This is a genomic window from Jiella sonneratiae, from assembly GCF_017353515.1.
Classification (GTDB): domain Bacteria; phylum Pseudomonadota; class Alphaproteobacteria; order Rhizobiales; family Rhizobiaceae; genus Jiella; species Jiella sonneratiae.
This window is the reverse complement of record NZ_JAFMPY010000004.1, coordinates 38,820-51,775: the sequence shown is the minus strand read 5'-3', so window position 1 is coordinate 51,775 and position 12,956 is coordinate 38,820. Positions and strand designations below refer to the sequence as shown.

Here is a 12,956-nt window from a genome sequence, read left to right as displayed (position 1 = left end):
CAGGCCGTGCCGACACCCCGCCCGATGCTCCAGGAGAGCGAGATGTCCACAGAGCGTTCCCCCGCAGCCGCCGAGAAGATCCGCGTCCTGATCGTCGACGACTCCGCCTCCGTCCGCGCGACGCTGAGCGCCGTTCTCGCCGACGATCCGCAGATCGAGGTGATGGGCACGGCGGCAGACCCCTATCTCGCCGCCGAGAAGATCCGCCGCGAGATACCGGACGTCCTGTTTCTCGACATCGAAATGCCGCGCATGGACGGCCTGACCTTCCTGAAGAAGATCATGGCGCAGCGCCCGATCCCGGTGGTCATCTGCTCGAGCCTCGCCAGCGAGAAATCCGACGTGATGATGGAGGCGCTCGCCGCCGGCGCGGTCGACGTGATCACCAAGCCGCGCGTCGACACGAAGCAGTTCCTGACCGATTCCCGCATGCTGATCTGCGACGTCGCCAAGGCCGCGGCGCATGCCCGGGTCAAGGCCGGCGCCCGCCGCGAGGTGCGGCCGGTGATCGAGGCCAAGCACTTCGCCGACGTCGTCATTCCGCCGGTCTCGGAGGCCCGGGCCGCATCGCTGAAGCGCTCGATCCCGAAGACCGAGCCGCTGGTGTGCATCGGCGCCTCCACCGGCGGCACCGAGGCCCTGGCGACGGTGCTCTCGGCGCTGCCCGCCGCATCGCCGCCGATCCTCATCGTCCAGCACATGCCGGAAGGCTTCACCGCCGCCTTCGCCCGCCGCCTCGACGGCTTCTGCGCCGTCACGGTGAAGGAGGCCGAGGATGGCGATCTCGTCCTGCCCGGGCGCGTCCTGATCGCGCCCGGCAACCACCACATGCTGATGCGCCGCACCGCCAGCCGCTACACCGTGGCGATCCAGGAAGGGCCCTATGTCTGCCGCCACCGCCCCTCGGTGGACGTGCTGTTCCGCTCGGCGGCGCAGAATGCCGGGGCGAACGCCATGGGCGTGCTTCTGACCGGCATGGGCGACGACGGCGCCCGCGGCCTCGCCGAGATGAAGGCGATGGGCTCGCCCACCGTCGCCCAGGACGAGGCGACGAGCATCGTCTTCGGCATGCCGCGCGAGGCGATCGAGCTCGGCGCCGCCGGCAAGGTGCTGCCGCTCGGCAAGGTCGCCGAAGAGATCCTGCGGCATGCGATGGCCGCAGCTCCCGCCGCCAGGATCGCCTCGTGAGCGCCCTCGCCCTCCTTCCCGCCGCCTCGTTCGACGACGACGACCACGGCACCGCGACCGCCGGCGGCCTCGCCCCGCACCGCCGCGAACTCGACGCCACCATCGCGCAGATCGAAAGGGTCTTCGTCGGTCTCGGCGAGCGGCTGATCACCTGCGTCGGCCTGCTCGGCGAGATGCAGTCCGCCTTCGGCGCCATCACCGACGCCCATGCCAGCCCGGAACTCGCCTCGGCCGAGGCGGCGATCCGCGCTCTGGTCGGCGAATGCGACCGGCTGCTCGATCGCCTCGACCAGGAGCGCGGGCTGATCCAGCGCCTGACCCGCACCATCGCCACCGCCGCGCCGCAGATCGGCGACCTGCGCCGGACCGTCGCGATGATCGCGGCGATCGCCATCAATGCCCGGGTCACCGCGGCCGGCATGCGCAACCAGGGCACTTCCGAGCTGGCGGTCTTCACCGACGACGTCTTGGAGCTGTCGCGCCGGGCGACCAGCGTGGTGGAACGGCTGCAGGAAGGCCAGGGCCGGCTGCATGCGCTGCTCACCGACGCCGCCGCCCGTAGCGACGGCTTCGGCAAGACCTTCCGGGCGGCGACGGAGCGGCTGCGCGAGCGCATCGAGGTCGACCTGCGCGGCGCCGTCGACGAGCGCGAACGGGCCGCCGAGGTCGGCGCGTCGGCGAGCGCCGCCTGCCGCGCCCTCACCGACGAGGCCTCGGCCATCGTCGCCTCGCTGCAGATCGGCGACAACACCCGCCAGCGGCTCGAACACGCTTCTGCGGGGCTCGCCCTCGCCGACGACGAGCCCGCCGCGCGGCCGGTGATCCTGCGGCTCGAGATGGCCCAGATCGAGGACACCCGCGACCGGCTGGTCGAGGAGACCGGACAGGGCCGCGAGGCGATCCTCGCCCTCTCGCGCCGGATCGACCGCTCCTTCACGACGCTGCGGACCGATCTTGCCAAGGCCGGCGGCTCCGACGCCCCGGGCGCGAAGCGCCTCGCCACGGGCGTCGCCCAGGCGGCGGCGGAACTCTCCCGCTCCGAGGAGGAGCATCGCCACGTCGAGACGCTGGCCGAGGCGATCGGTGCGGACGTCGAACGGTTCGGCGCCTGCGCCGCCGAGATGCGGACGCTGGAGTTCGAGATGCGGCTGGTCAGCCTGAATACGGCGATCACCTGCTCCAAGCTCGGCCACGAGGGCAAGGCGCTCGGCGTCGTCTCGCTGCAGATGCGCGAACTGGTCGGCGAGATGGTGACGCGGGCCGAGAGCGTCTCGACGGCGCTCTGCGAGCTCGGCACCGTCACCGCCGAACTGACCGAGGCGCGCCGGACGTCGGCGGGCCGCAGCCTCGCCACGCTGGTGGCGGATGCCGAAAAGAGCCAGGCCTTCCTGCAGAGCGTCGACGCTCAGTTCCGCGCCGCCGCCACGGTGCTCGAAGACCTCGGCGGTCGTATTTCAGGGCTGACCTCGGACGCCGGCGCCGCCCTCGGCAGGCTGGACGGGCTGGTCGAGGAACTGACCGCGATCGAGGCCGCGCTCTCGGTCCATGCCGGGGCCGGCGGCGACGCGGCCGCAGCCGACGACCACCGCGACCTGACCGACAAGCTGCGCGCCGCCTACACGATGGAGATCGAACGCGTCGTCCACGACGCGGTGCTCGGGGCTTTCGACGGCGAAGAGTAATACGAGATCCGCTCGATCAGAGCGGGGCTCGTATCAAGCCCGCGCGGCGAATGAGCGTCTTTGTTTCCGGCATCACGACGTGATCTGCCGGAAACCGTATGAGGCGCAAGGCGGCAGGGCCGCAGACGCCACCCCGCCGGGACCCCGCATGATGCCCGCCCCCGCGACCGGTCGCGGGCGCCGGCCTCAGGCCGGCGAGCCCGTCCCTTAGCCGCCGGCCAACGTGGCGTCTCCGGCCGCGATCAGATGCTCGGCATGGCCGAAATTGCGCGGCGCCGCGCACATCAGGAAGCGGTAGCCTTCGTCGAGCAGCCGCGCGGCATTCTTCGGCCCGGCATGGGGATGCCCCACGACGACGCCGTGTTCGCCGCAGATCCTGACGATCGCGGCCATCGCGTCGAGCACCGCCTTGTGCTCGGTCTGCCGCGGATAGCCGAGTTCCTGCGACAGGTCGCCCTCGCCGATCAGCACGACGCCGATCCCCGGCACTTCCTTCAGCATCTGCGGCAGGTTGTCGATGCCGGCGGTATCCTCGATCTGGATGACGACGAGGATCTCCCCCTCCGGTGCCAGCGGCCAGACGTCGGCGCGGCGGTAGTATTCGGCCTGGGTGACGCCCCAGTAGCGGGCGGCCTGCATCGGCCCGTCGCCGCGGATGCCCGCCGGCTCGAAGCGCGGCTTGTCCTTCAGCCGGGCGTATCGGCAGGCCGCGACGGCGTTGTAGGCTTCCTCGGCGGTGCTGATATGCGGCCAGACCACCCCGTAGGCCCCGATGTCGAGGGCCTGCTTGGCGAGAAACTGGTTCATCTCGCAGCCATTCGCCGGTATCCGCGCGAGCGGCGTGACGGCGGGGGCGGGCGTGCCCTGCGACAGGATCTGGCCGCGATTGAGCAGATACTGCAGCGTATCGCGCAGCGCAGCGATGTCCCAGCCGCGGTGCTCGCCCTCGAAGACGACGCCGTGATAGGGCGAGGCCTGCAGCTCGACGGCGGTCTCCGGCACGGCCGGGGCGAACAGCGACAGCGCCACTTCGCCGCGCTCGAGGCGGCCGATCAGTCCGTTAAGACGCATGTGAACGCACCTGTGCGGGTTTGCCGGAAGCCATGTCCTTCAGCCGGCGGTCGAGGCGGGGATAGACGCGGCGGGCATTGCCCTCGAAGATCTTCTGGCGCGCGTCTGCGGCAAGGAAGTCGAGCGCGTCGACATAGCGTTTCGTGTCGTCGTAATTGTGCCCCGTCTCGGGGTCGATCCCCTTCACCGCCCCGAGCATCTCGGAGGCGAAGAGGATGTTGTCCTCGCAAATCACCTTGGCGAGCAGCTCGATGCCGGGAAGGTGGTAGACGCAGGTGTCGAAGAAGACGTTCCGCATCAGGTGCTCCGCCAGGAGCGGCCGCTTCAGCTCCTGGGCCAGCCCGCGATAGCGGCCCCAGTGGTAGGGCACCGCGCCGCCGCCGTGCGGGATGACGAATTTCAGCGTTGGAAAGTCGCGGAACAGGTCGCCCTGGATCAGCTGCATGAACACCGTGGTGTCGGCGTTGATGTAGTGCGCGCCGGTGGCGTGGAAGTTCGGATTGCAGGACGACGAGACGTGGATCATCGCCGGCACCTCGAGTTCGCAAATCGCCTCGAACAGCGGATACCAGCTGCGATCGGTGATCGGCGGCCCGAGCCAGCGGCCGCCGGACGGGTCCGGATTGAGATTGACCCCGACGAAGCCGAGCTCTCCGACGATCCGCCGCAGCTCCGGGATGCAGTCGGCCGGGTCCCGCCCGGGAAACTGCGGCAGCTGGCCGACCGGCGCGAAGTTCTCCGGAAGCAGCGTGCAGATCCGATGGATGAGGTCGTTGCTGACCCGCGTCCACTCCTCGGAGACCTGTGCCGTGCCGACGTGATGGGCCATGCCGGAGGCGCGCGGCGAGAACAGCGTCAGGTCGCCGCCCCTTTCCTTCTGCAGCCGCAGCTGCGGCTGGACGCTGGCGACCAGCTCGTCGTCGCCGATCTCGGGCACCCGCAGGCTGGCGCTTCGCGCCCCGTCGACGAGGGCGGCGAGCTGATGGTCGCGGAAGCTGCGCAGCGCCTGGGGCTCGGTGGTGTAGTGGCCGTGAATGTCGATGATCATGGCGGGGCTGAGCTCCTCTCACTCGTCCTCGGTGTAGCGCCACGGCGCGACCCAGCGCTCGAAGCGGATGGCGATGGCCGTGTAGACGACGCCCATCAGCATCAGGCAGATGATCGGCACGAACATCGCGGCGGTGTCGAACTGGTTGCCGTATTTGATGATCATCGCGCCGAGGCCGGTGATGGCGGTGAAGAATTCGGCGACCACCATGCCGATGATCGCGCGGCCGATGCCGAGCCGGATGCCGGTCATCATGTAGGGGAGCGAGGCCGGCAGGATGACCTTGACGAAGATCTCCCGCTCCGAGGCGGCGAAGGCGTTGCCGACGTCGATCAGCTGGCTCGAGACGTTGCGCACGCCGCTCGCCGTGTTGATGAGGACAGGGAAGATCGCCAGGATGAAGACGATGAACAGCTTGGCGCTGAAGCCGAGCCCGAACCACAGGATGACCAGCGGGGTGATCGCCACCAGCGGCGTCGAGTAGAGGGCGTTGACCAGCCAGTCGCTGGCGGCGTCGACATAGCGGTAGCGGCCGATGAGGAGGCCGAGCAGCACGCCGGCGATCGAGGCGAGCACGAAGCCGAGCGTCAGCGTCTGCATGCTGGAGAGGAAGGCCTCGCCGAGTTCGCCGCTTGCCGCCAGCTGCACCGCGGCCGCGGCGATCGCGCTCGGATAGCTCATGAACAGCGGGCTCACCTGCCGCCCGGCGACCTCCCACAGGAGCAGCACCGTGACGATCGAGACCGCCCGGACCAGCCAGTAGTGCTTCCTGGCGGATTTCTGGCCGAGCTCCTCCAGCTCGGTCTCGTCCGCCGCATCCTCGACATTCGTTGACAGCGTCATTGGTTCCTCCCGCCGCCGGTCTCAGTGGGTCGTCTGATTGCTGATGAGTTGCCAGATCCGCGCCCGCAGCTCCTGAAACTGCGGGTCGCCGCGCAGTAGCGGCAGCTCAGGGCGCTCGCTGCCGAAGGGGACCTTGATGATCTCCTTGACGCGGCCGGGCTTGGCGCCGAGCACGATGATCCGGTCCGAGAGATACAGCGCCTCGTCGAGATCGTGGGTGACGAAGATGATCGTCTTGTGGGTCTCGGCCTGGATCCGCAGCAGTTCCTTCTGCAGGACCTCGCGCGTCTGCGCGTCGAGCGCGCTGAAGGGCTCGTCCATCAACAGGAGCGCCGGCTCGATCGCCAGCGCCCGCGCCAGGCCGACGCGCTGCTGCATGCCGCCCGAGAGCTGGTGGGGAAACTGTTCGGAGGCGTGGCCGAGCCCGACGAGTTCGAGCAGATCGCGCGCCCGCCGCTCCCGCTCGGGCGCCGGCATGCGCAACAGTTCGAGGCCGAACTCGACGTTCTCGCGGGCCGTCCGCCAGGGCAGCAGGCTCGGCTGCTGGAAGACGAAGCCGCGATCGCGGCCCGGCCCCCTGACCGCCCGGCCCTCGACCGCCAGCTGGCCGGCGTCGTGGCGGATCAGCCCCTGGATGATGCGCAGGAGCGTGGTCTTGCCGCAGCCGCTCTCGCCGATCAGCGAGACGATCTCGTTCTGATAGGCCTCGAAGCTGACATTCTTCAGCACCTGCAGCAGCGAGCTCGGCTGGTTGACGCCGTGACGCACGCGGAACGCCTTGCTGACATTCGTCACCGTGAGCCGCGGCGTCTGTGCGGCCGCGCCGCCGGCCAGCGGCTCGGGGCGCGCGACCTCCATCGCCGTCATCGGCAGATCTCCCTGATGCGCGGATCGAACAAATCGCCCGGAGCGAGGCGCTCCGGAATCAGCCCCTGCTCGTGGGCGATGTCGATCAGGAACGCCAGCGAGGCCTCCAGCGCCTCGAAGCCGACCGGGTTCATGTCGATGCCCTGTTCCACCCGGCCGCCGCCGTCCTGCTTGGCCGCGACGGCCAGCCTGTAGAAGTCCCGCACCTTGTCGGGGTGGCGGTCGAGCATCGTCTCGCTGACGACGACGAGATGGTTGATCGGCACGATACGGGTCCGCTCGTACCAGGCGAAGGCGTCGCCCTCGGGATTTTCGAGGATCGGCTGCAGCCGCGCGTCGTCCTTCGGCAGCTCGTTGCCGATGATCGCCGCCTGCACCTTGCCCTCCTGCAGCCACTTCGCGACCTTGCTGCCTTCCGGCGCGCGGGTGACGCCGGCCGGGTCGCGGAACTCCGCGACATGGGCGTCCTCGAAGCTCACCCAGTTGATCTTGCGAAGGTCGACGCCGTAGTTGCGCGACATCAGGCCGCGCACCCAGGCGCCCGTCGTCTGGGCGTAGGAACGCACGCCGACCGTCTTGCCCTCGAGCTCGCTCACCTTCGGCAGGCCGAACTCGGTGTTGCCGACCAGGGTGCGCTGCTGGAACCGTGCCAGCATGGTGATCGGCAGCATGTGCACCCGCCGCCCCCAGACCTTGCCCTGGAGAAAGGTGACGCTCGCCATCTCGCCGATGTCGTAGGCCTGGCGGTCGAGCATCGGCTTGAAGGTCTTGGTGACCGGGGCCACCTCGGCGAAGGTGAATTCCGGGCCGGCGGTCTCGCGGATCTTGCGGGAGAGCGGGTAGTCGCCGAGGGCGACGGTGAAGGACTGGTCAGCCATGAGCCGCAACCTCCTGTCGACGGCCGGCCTCGGCCGCAAGGACGGGGTAGAGCTTCAGCGCCGTTCCCCCGAAGATCATGTCGAGTGTCTGAGACGGCAGGAAGGCGAGACCCGCCTCGGCCGTGGCGAGCAGCGCCTTCAGCCCGCCGGCCGAGGCGGGATGGTTCGAGCCCCAGGCGATCCGGTCGGCGCCGTAGGCCTCGACGAGGCGCTCGAAGAACGGCTCGGGCCGCGCCTTCGCGGCGGCCAGCGCCTCGAAGGCCCGCACCGTGAGCTTCAGATGGACCGTCGGGTGACCGGCGAAGTCGAAGAGTTTCGCCGCCTTGGGAAAGTCCGGCCCGCCGGAAAGGTCCGGCCGGGCGAGATGGTCGAGAATGATCGTCACCTTCGGGAAGCGCCGCAGGACGCCTTCGAGATCCGAAAGCCCGTCCTGCGTCATCTGCATGCAGACCGGCAGTCCGGCCTCCTGGGCATAGTCCCAGACCGGATCGGTCCGCCGGTCGGCGAACCAGGTCGCCTGTCCCGGCATGGTGCTGCCGGTAGTGAACAGGCGCAGCCCGGTCATGCCGCGCGCCTGCCAGTGGCGGATGCGCTCCACGGCGTCGTCGGCGAGGACGTCCACCGAACCGACGGCTGTGAACCGGCCGGGCTCGGCGGCGACGGCGTCCGTCACGTAGCTGTTGTCGTGGCCGTAGCAGGTGGACGCCTGGACGATCGCCGCCTGGTCGACGCCGGCCTCCTCCATGTCGGCGAGGAGCTGCTGCCAGGAGACCGGACGGTCGGCCGACCAGTTCGACTGGTTGCCGCCGACCGGCGCCATGGGGTAGCGCGCCGTGTCCGACGCGATGACGTGCGGATGGATATCGACGATGCGTCGAGACATCGAAAACCTCATTTTCGGGAATGGTCGGGCGGTCAGCGCGGGTCGAGGAACAGGTCTTCGACCGCCGGCCGCTCCGCAATCAGGCCTTGCTGCCAGGCATAGGTGACCAGCGCCTCGAGGGTCGGCCGGTTCGCTTCCAGCCCGTTCGGCAGCGGATCGTCGCCGACGAAGCCCATGACCTCTGCATATTTGGCGTGGTCGGGGGCTGCCGGGCCCTCGGCGTGCAGCCGCTCGAGCCACAGGCGCTTGGCCTCGTCGAAAGCTTCGTAGAGCGACCGCGCCAGGAACGGATGCGCCTCGAGGAGCGCCGTCTTCACGACGACGCAGCCATGCACGGGATAGATGCCGGTCCGCCGGTACCATTCGGCCTCGCGTTCGGCGGCATCCTCGAACAGTTCGCGATAGGTCGGCGCCTCGCCGCCGGCCGCTTCCCAGCCGGCCGTCGGCTTGCCCTTGCGGCCGATGCCGGCGCGCGCGCCGAAGCCGCCGTCGAGGCGCCCCTCGGCCATCATGTCGGCGAGCGAGGTACCCTCCGGCACGTGCCGCACGTTGTCCGGCAGGCGAAGCGACTGGACATGCTCCTCGTCGTCGACGAACCAGGTGATCTTGTCGTTGTCGACACCGTATTCGTTCATCAGGATGCCGCGGGTCCAGACCCCTGTGGTGACCGAATAGGCCCGCACGCCGAGGCGCTTGCCCTCGAGATCCTTGGGTGCGGCGATCCCCGCCTCCGGCCTGACGAGCAGGCCGGAATGGTGGAAGCGGCGGCTGACGAAGATCGGCAGCGCGGTGATCGGCACCCCGGCCATCCGGGCGATCACATAGGTGGTCGGCGCCAGTTCGCAGACGTCGAATTCCAGGCCGCGCACCATCCGCCGGAAGGCGGCGATGATCGGCTGCACCTCCACCGGCTTCAGCTCGACGCCTTCGACGGCGACGCGGCCGTCCTTGATCGCCTCGGTGCAGCCGTAGGAGCCGACCGCCATGCTCACCTGCGGACCCATCACGCCCGGCCCTCGACGAGAGCGACGGCATCCTTGGCGAGCGACATGTCGGCCACCTTGTCGAAGGCGAGCCGCTCCTTCTGGATGCCCAGTTCGAGGTTCAGGTCCTGCATGTAGTCGATCTGCTTCGGCGTGAGCATCAGGTCGCGGGCATAAGTTTTCTTCTCGCGCGTGAAGCGGATCATCATCTCGCCCTGGTCCTCGTCGCCGGTCCGGATGATACTGCGATAGGCGTCCATGAAGGCCTCGGGAGCCTTCGGATCGTCCATCATGAAGCGGTACATCTTGCAGTAGGCGGCGAGCACGCGCACCAGCCCGTCGCGCTTGTCGGCGATCGCCTGTTCGCTGGCATACGAGCCCTGATAGGGATAGTCGGGCAGTTCCGACCAGAAGTCGGCGATCGCCCTGACGCCGTATTTTTCCTGCTGGTCGTAGACGTCGGTCATCGCCGGCCCGGCGTCGACCCGGCCCGCCGCGACGGATTTGAACACCGCCCCGCTCGAACCGATGTTGACGAACTGGACCTCCGAGGGGTCGACGCCGTGCTTGCGCAGCAGCGCCACCATCATTTCGTGCAGGAGCGCGCCGGGAGCGCCGGTGCCGATGGTCTTGCCGCGCAGGTCCTTCACCGACTTCACGTCGGGATTGCTGGTGTAGAGCGCCTGGGCGATCAGGATGTTGGCCCCGGCAACGAGCTTCAGCGTCGCGCCCTTCTCGATCGCCGGCAGCACCTGCGAGAAGCCCGAGAGCAGGCAGATGTCGTTGCCGCCGCTGAGCAGGCTGCCGATCAGCTTGGAGCCGTCCTGAACGTTGATGGTCTTGGTCTCGACGTTGAACTCGTCGAGATAGTTGAGATTTTCGAGGAGCTTCTGCAGCACCAGCGTGGCGTTCGACCCGGTGTTGACGATGTTCACCGGGTAGGAGAGCTTCGGCAGGTCCTTGGCGGACTGAGCGAGCGCCAGGCCCGGCCGGAGCGCCGCGGCGAGGCCGGCACCGGCGCACATTTCAAGGACGCGGCGGCGCGACAGCCGGAATGCTGTATCGTTCATGTGGATCCTCCCTGTTGCCGGCTGGCCTGCAGCCGTCGTGGCGGTTCTCCCAACCGCCATCAAGCGTCACGGTCGTGGCCGTTGACGCCGGCGCACACTGATCCGAATCTGAGCGGCATCCAAATGAATTAGGCGCGGGCGGGTATAAGTTTTGTTTGTCGACGGCACCAAAAGGGAGGCCGGCCGCCCGAGCCTGCGGCAACTCCTCTACTTCGAGGCGATCGCGCGGCTCGGCAGCCTGAAGCGGGCATCGGAGGAACTGCACGTCACGCAGCCGGCCCTGACCTACAGCCTGCTGCGCCTCGAAACCCTGCTCGGCTGCCAGCTCTTCGACCGGCAGGCCGGCGGCAGCTTCCCGACCCGCGAGGGCGAGGTGTTCCTCCTGCGCGTCGAGCGGGCGCTGCGCTTCCTGCGCTCCGCCCTCGAAGGTTCGTCGCCGGGGCGGGACGGCGATACCGCCCGTCGCGGCCTGCTGTTGCGCAGCCTGACGGGACCGCAGCTGTCGGCCCTCGTCGCCATCGACGCGCAGCAGTCCTTCCGGCACGCCGCCGAGGAACTCGGCATCTCGCCCTCCGCCCTGAACAAGCACGCCCGCGACCTCGAACTGCTCGTCGGGCAGGAGCTGTTCCTGGCGGCGTCGAGCGGACGGACGACCAGCCGCTTCGGCAAGCGGATGGCGGGGCGGGTCCGCCTTGCCCTGCGCGAGGTCGATGCCGGGTGGGAGGAGACCGCCGACTTCAACGCCGTCGCGGCGAGCTCGATCGTCATCGGCATGCTGCCGATCTCGGCGGCGCGGCTGGTCTCGATCGCCATCGAGGGGTTGGCGGAAAGCTTTCCGAACGCCTCGATCAAGGTGCTGGAGGGTCCGTTCGAAAGCCTCGAACACTGGCTGCGCTCCGGCCAGATCGACGTCATCGTCACGACGCTGCGGTCGGACCGCGACCTGCGCGAGCTTCACCAGCATGCACTGTTTCCCGTGCCCTACAGCCTGGTGGCGCGCCGCAACCATCCGCTGGCGGCCAGAAGCGACATCCGCGACGTCGAAATCTGCGACTACGAGTGGATCCTGCCGCGGCTCGGCACGCCGCGGCGCGCGGCGGCCGAGCAGCTCTTCGCGCGGCTGCGGGTGCGCCCGCGCGCGCAGGTCGAGACGAGCTCCCTGACGCTCACCCAGCGGCTGCTGCTCGGCGGCGACCGGATCACCATCTTCTCCCGCGAGCAGTCGCTGCACGGCGACGAGGTGGACGCGCTGACGACGCTCGACTACCAGGTGCCCGGCAGCAACCGGATGCTCGGGACGATCACCCGCATCGACTGGCTGCCGACGGCCCCGCAGCGCTGCTTCCTCGATCGGGTCCGCGCCTGCCGCTACCAGGACCTGTGACCGGCTCGCCGGCCCCGCCTCGCCCTGGCGTCCGGCTCAGCCGCCGAGCGCCTCGATCTCGGCGCGCAGCCTGTCGCGGCCGTCCGGCAGGCCGAGCACCACCGCGGCGAGGATGCGGGCCTTCGGACCGGTCAGGTCGCCGGCGAAGATCGCTCCGGCGCGCTCGACGTCCTTGCCGCCGCCATTGCCGTAGACCGGCTTCACCCGCCCCTCGGGACAGCGGGAGGTGACGATCACCGGAACACCGGCGGCGACGGCGGCGGCGATTTCCTCGACCACGCCGGGCGTGGCGTTGCCGCGGCCGAAGGCCTCGACGACGATCGCCTTCGCCCCGTCGGCGACGAGGAAGCGGATCAGCCGCCCGTCGACCCCCATGGCGAGGCGCACGAGATGCACCTCGGGCTCGATCCTTTCGGGCGCATAGGTCCGGCGCAGCACCGGGCGGCGATGCACCAGCACCCTGTCGCCGTCGACCTCGCCGAGCTTGCCGTGCTCGCCGGAGCGGAAGGTGTCGGTGCGCGAGGCATGGGTCTTGGTGGCGTCGCGGGCGGCGTGGAAGTCGTCCTCGAAGAGGATCGTCGTGCCGAGCCCGCGGGCCGTCGGCGCGGCGGCGAGGCGCACGGCAGCGGCGATGTTGCGCGGCCCGTCGGTGTCGGGCCCGTCGGCGCTGCGCTGGGCGCCGGTGAACACCACCGGCTTGTCGCCCGGCACGATCAGATCGGCGAGGAAGGCGCTCTCCTCCATGGTGTCGGTGCCGTGGGTGACGACGACGCCGTCGCATTGCGGCCGCGCGACATGCGCGGCGATCCGCCCGGCGAGGGCGAAGGCCAGCGGCAGGTCGATGGCGAAGCTGCCGACGCGGCAGAAGTCGTCCACCGCGAGATCGATCCCGGCCAGCGGATCGTGCAGCGAGGCGCGCAGTTCCTCCCCGGCGACGGAGGCGACGACGTCGGCGCCGGCCGAAGCGGCGCGCGAGGCGATGGTGCCGCCGGTGGTGATCAGCTGGATGGTCGGCAAGGCGGGTTCCCCTGTTCGGACTGGCTGCTGTTCGGACTGGCC

12 protein-coding genes are annotated in these 12,956 nt (G+C 69.5%); 3 read left to right on the top strand and 9 right to left on the bottom strand.

Annotated features, from left to right (window positions below; translation table 11 throughout):
• The first annotated feature begins 42 nt into the window (after positions 1-42).
• Together J1C47_RS04310 and J1C47_RS04305 are read left to right on the top strand one after the other, a co-directional pair.
• Positions 43-1,188, top strand: coding sequence for a protein-glutamate methylesterase/protein-glutamine glutaminase (locus tag J1C47_RS04310; protein WP_207349501.1), 1,146 nt, complete (start codon positions 43-45; stop codon positions 1,186-1,188).
• Positions 1,185-2,870 (top strand): coiled-coil domain-containing protein, encoded by a 1,686-nt coding sequence (locus J1C47_RS04305; protein WP_207349500.1) that lies wholly within the window; start codon positions 1,185-1,187, stop codon positions 2,868-2,870. Before J1C47_RS04310 ends, J1C47_RS04305 begins: the two co-directional genes overlap by 4 nt.
• 207 nt (positions 2,871-3,077) lie before the next feature.
• Here the strand turns inward: J1C47_RS04305 and J1C47_RS04300 are convergent, their stop codons facing one another.
• The 8 genes from J1C47_RS04300 to J1C47_RS04265 are packed head-to-tail and all read right to left on the bottom strand — an operon-like array spanning position 3,078 to position 10,513.
• Positions 3,078-3,941, bottom strand: coding sequence for an HpcH/HpaI aldolase family protein (locus J1C47_RS04300; RefSeq protein ID WP_207349499.1), 864 nt, complete (start codon positions 3,939-3,941; stop codon positions 3,078-3,080).
• Positions 3,931-4,989, bottom strand: coding sequence for an amidohydrolase family protein (locus tag J1C47_RS04295; RefSeq protein ID WP_207349498.1), 1,059 nt, complete (start codon positions 4,987-4,989; stop codon positions 3,931-3,933). Before J1C47_RS04295 ends, J1C47_RS04300 begins: the two co-directional genes overlap by 11 nt.
• A gap of 18 nt (positions 4,990-5,007) precedes the next feature.
• Complete coding sequence (locus J1C47_RS04290) at positions 5,008-5,832, bottom strand: ABC transporter permease (RefSeq protein ID WP_207349497.1); 825 nt, start codon at positions 5,830-5,832, stop codon at positions 5,008-5,010.
• Positions 5,833-5,853: 21 nt separating this feature from the next.
• Entirely contained in the window at positions 5,854-6,699 is an 846-nt protein-coding gene (locus tag J1C47_RS04285) for an ABC transporter ATP-binding protein (RefSeq protein WP_245396354.1), read from the bottom strand.
• Positions 6,696-7,577 (bottom strand): substrate-binding domain-containing protein, encoded by an 882-nt coding sequence (locus J1C47_RS04280; protein ID WP_207349496.1) that lies wholly within the window; start codon positions 7,575-7,577, stop codon positions 6,696-6,698. Before J1C47_RS04280 ends, J1C47_RS04285 begins: the two co-directional genes overlap by 4 nt.
• Complete coding sequence (locus J1C47_RS04275; RefSeq protein WP_207349495.1) at positions 7,570-8,460, bottom strand: amidohydrolase family protein; 891 nt, start codon at positions 8,458-8,460, stop codon at positions 7,570-7,572. The genes J1C47_RS04280 and J1C47_RS04275 overlap by 8 nt, the downstream gene beginning before the upstream one ends.
• Before the next feature lie 32 nt (positions 8,461-8,492).
• Positions 8,493-9,464, bottom strand: coding sequence for an ABC transporter substrate-binding protein (locus tag J1C47_RS04270; RefSeq protein ID WP_207349778.1), 972 nt, complete (start codon positions 9,462-9,464; stop codon positions 8,493-8,495).
• On the bottom strand, positions 9,464-10,513 hold the full coding sequence (locus J1C47_RS04265; protein ID WP_207349494.1) for an ABC transporter substrate-binding protein: 1,050 nt from the start codon (positions 10,511-10,513) through the stop codon (positions 9,464-9,466). The genes J1C47_RS04270 and J1C47_RS04265 overlap by 1 nt, the downstream gene beginning before the upstream one ends.
• Before the next feature lie 151 nt (positions 10,514-10,664).
• Between J1C47_RS04265 and J1C47_RS04260 the strand changes: the two genes are divergently transcribed.
• The gene (locus tag J1C47_RS04260) at positions 10,665-11,897 is read left to right on the top strand and encodes a LysR family transcriptional regulator (protein ID WP_207349493.1); all 1,233 of its coding nucleotides are present in this window, start codon (positions 10,665-10,667) and stop codon (positions 11,895-11,897) included.
• A gap of 36 nt (positions 11,898-11,933) precedes the next feature.
• On the opposite strand, the gene J1C47_RS04255 is transcribed toward J1C47_RS04260, so the two are convergent.
• On the bottom strand, positions 11,934-12,914 hold the full coding sequence (locus tag J1C47_RS04255) for an asparaginase (protein WP_207349492.1): 981 nt from the start codon (positions 12,912-12,914) through the stop codon (positions 11,934-11,936).
• Positions 12,915-12,956: the final 42 nt, after the last annotated feature.

What these genes read in the sequence shown, in the direction of transcription:
- J1C47_RS04310 (WP_207349501.1), top strand. Translation starts at nt 43, where the DNA reads ATGTCCACAGAGCGTTCCCCCGCAGCCGCCGAGAAGATCCGCGTCCTG.
- J1C47_RS04300 (WP_207349499.1), bottom strand. Translation starts at nt 3,941, where the DNA reads ATGCGTCTTAACGGACTGATCGGCCGCCTCGAGCGCGGCGAAGTGGCG.
- J1C47_RS04295 (WP_207349498.1), bottom strand. Translation starts at nt 4,989, where the DNA reads ATGATCATCGACATTCACGGCCACTACACCACCGAGCCCCAGGCGCTG.
- J1C47_RS04290 (WP_207349497.1), bottom strand. Translation starts at nt 5,832, where the DNA reads ATGACGCTGTCAACGAATGTCGAGGATGCGGCGGACGAGACCGAGCTG.
- J1C47_RS04285 (WP_245396354.1), bottom strand. Translation starts at nt 6,699, where the DNA reads ATGACGGCGATGGAGGTCGCGCGCCCCGAGCCGCTGGCCGGCGGCGCG.
- J1C47_RS04280 (WP_207349496.1), bottom strand. Translation starts at nt 7,577, where the DNA reads ATGGCTGACCAGTCCTTCACCGTCGCCCTCGGCGACTACCCGCTCTCC.
- J1C47_RS04275 (WP_207349495.1), bottom strand. Translation starts at nt 8,460, where the DNA reads ATGTCTCGACGCATCGTCGATATCCATCCGCACGTCATCGCGTCGGAC.
- J1C47_RS04270 (WP_207349778.1), bottom strand. Translation starts at nt 9,464, where the DNA reads ATGGGTCCGCAGGTGAGCATGGCGGTCGGCTCCTACGGCTGCACCGAG.
- J1C47_RS04265 (WP_207349494.1), bottom strand. Translation starts at nt 10,513, where the DNA reads ATGAACGATACAGCATTCCGGCTGTCGCGCCGCCGCGTCCTTGAAATG.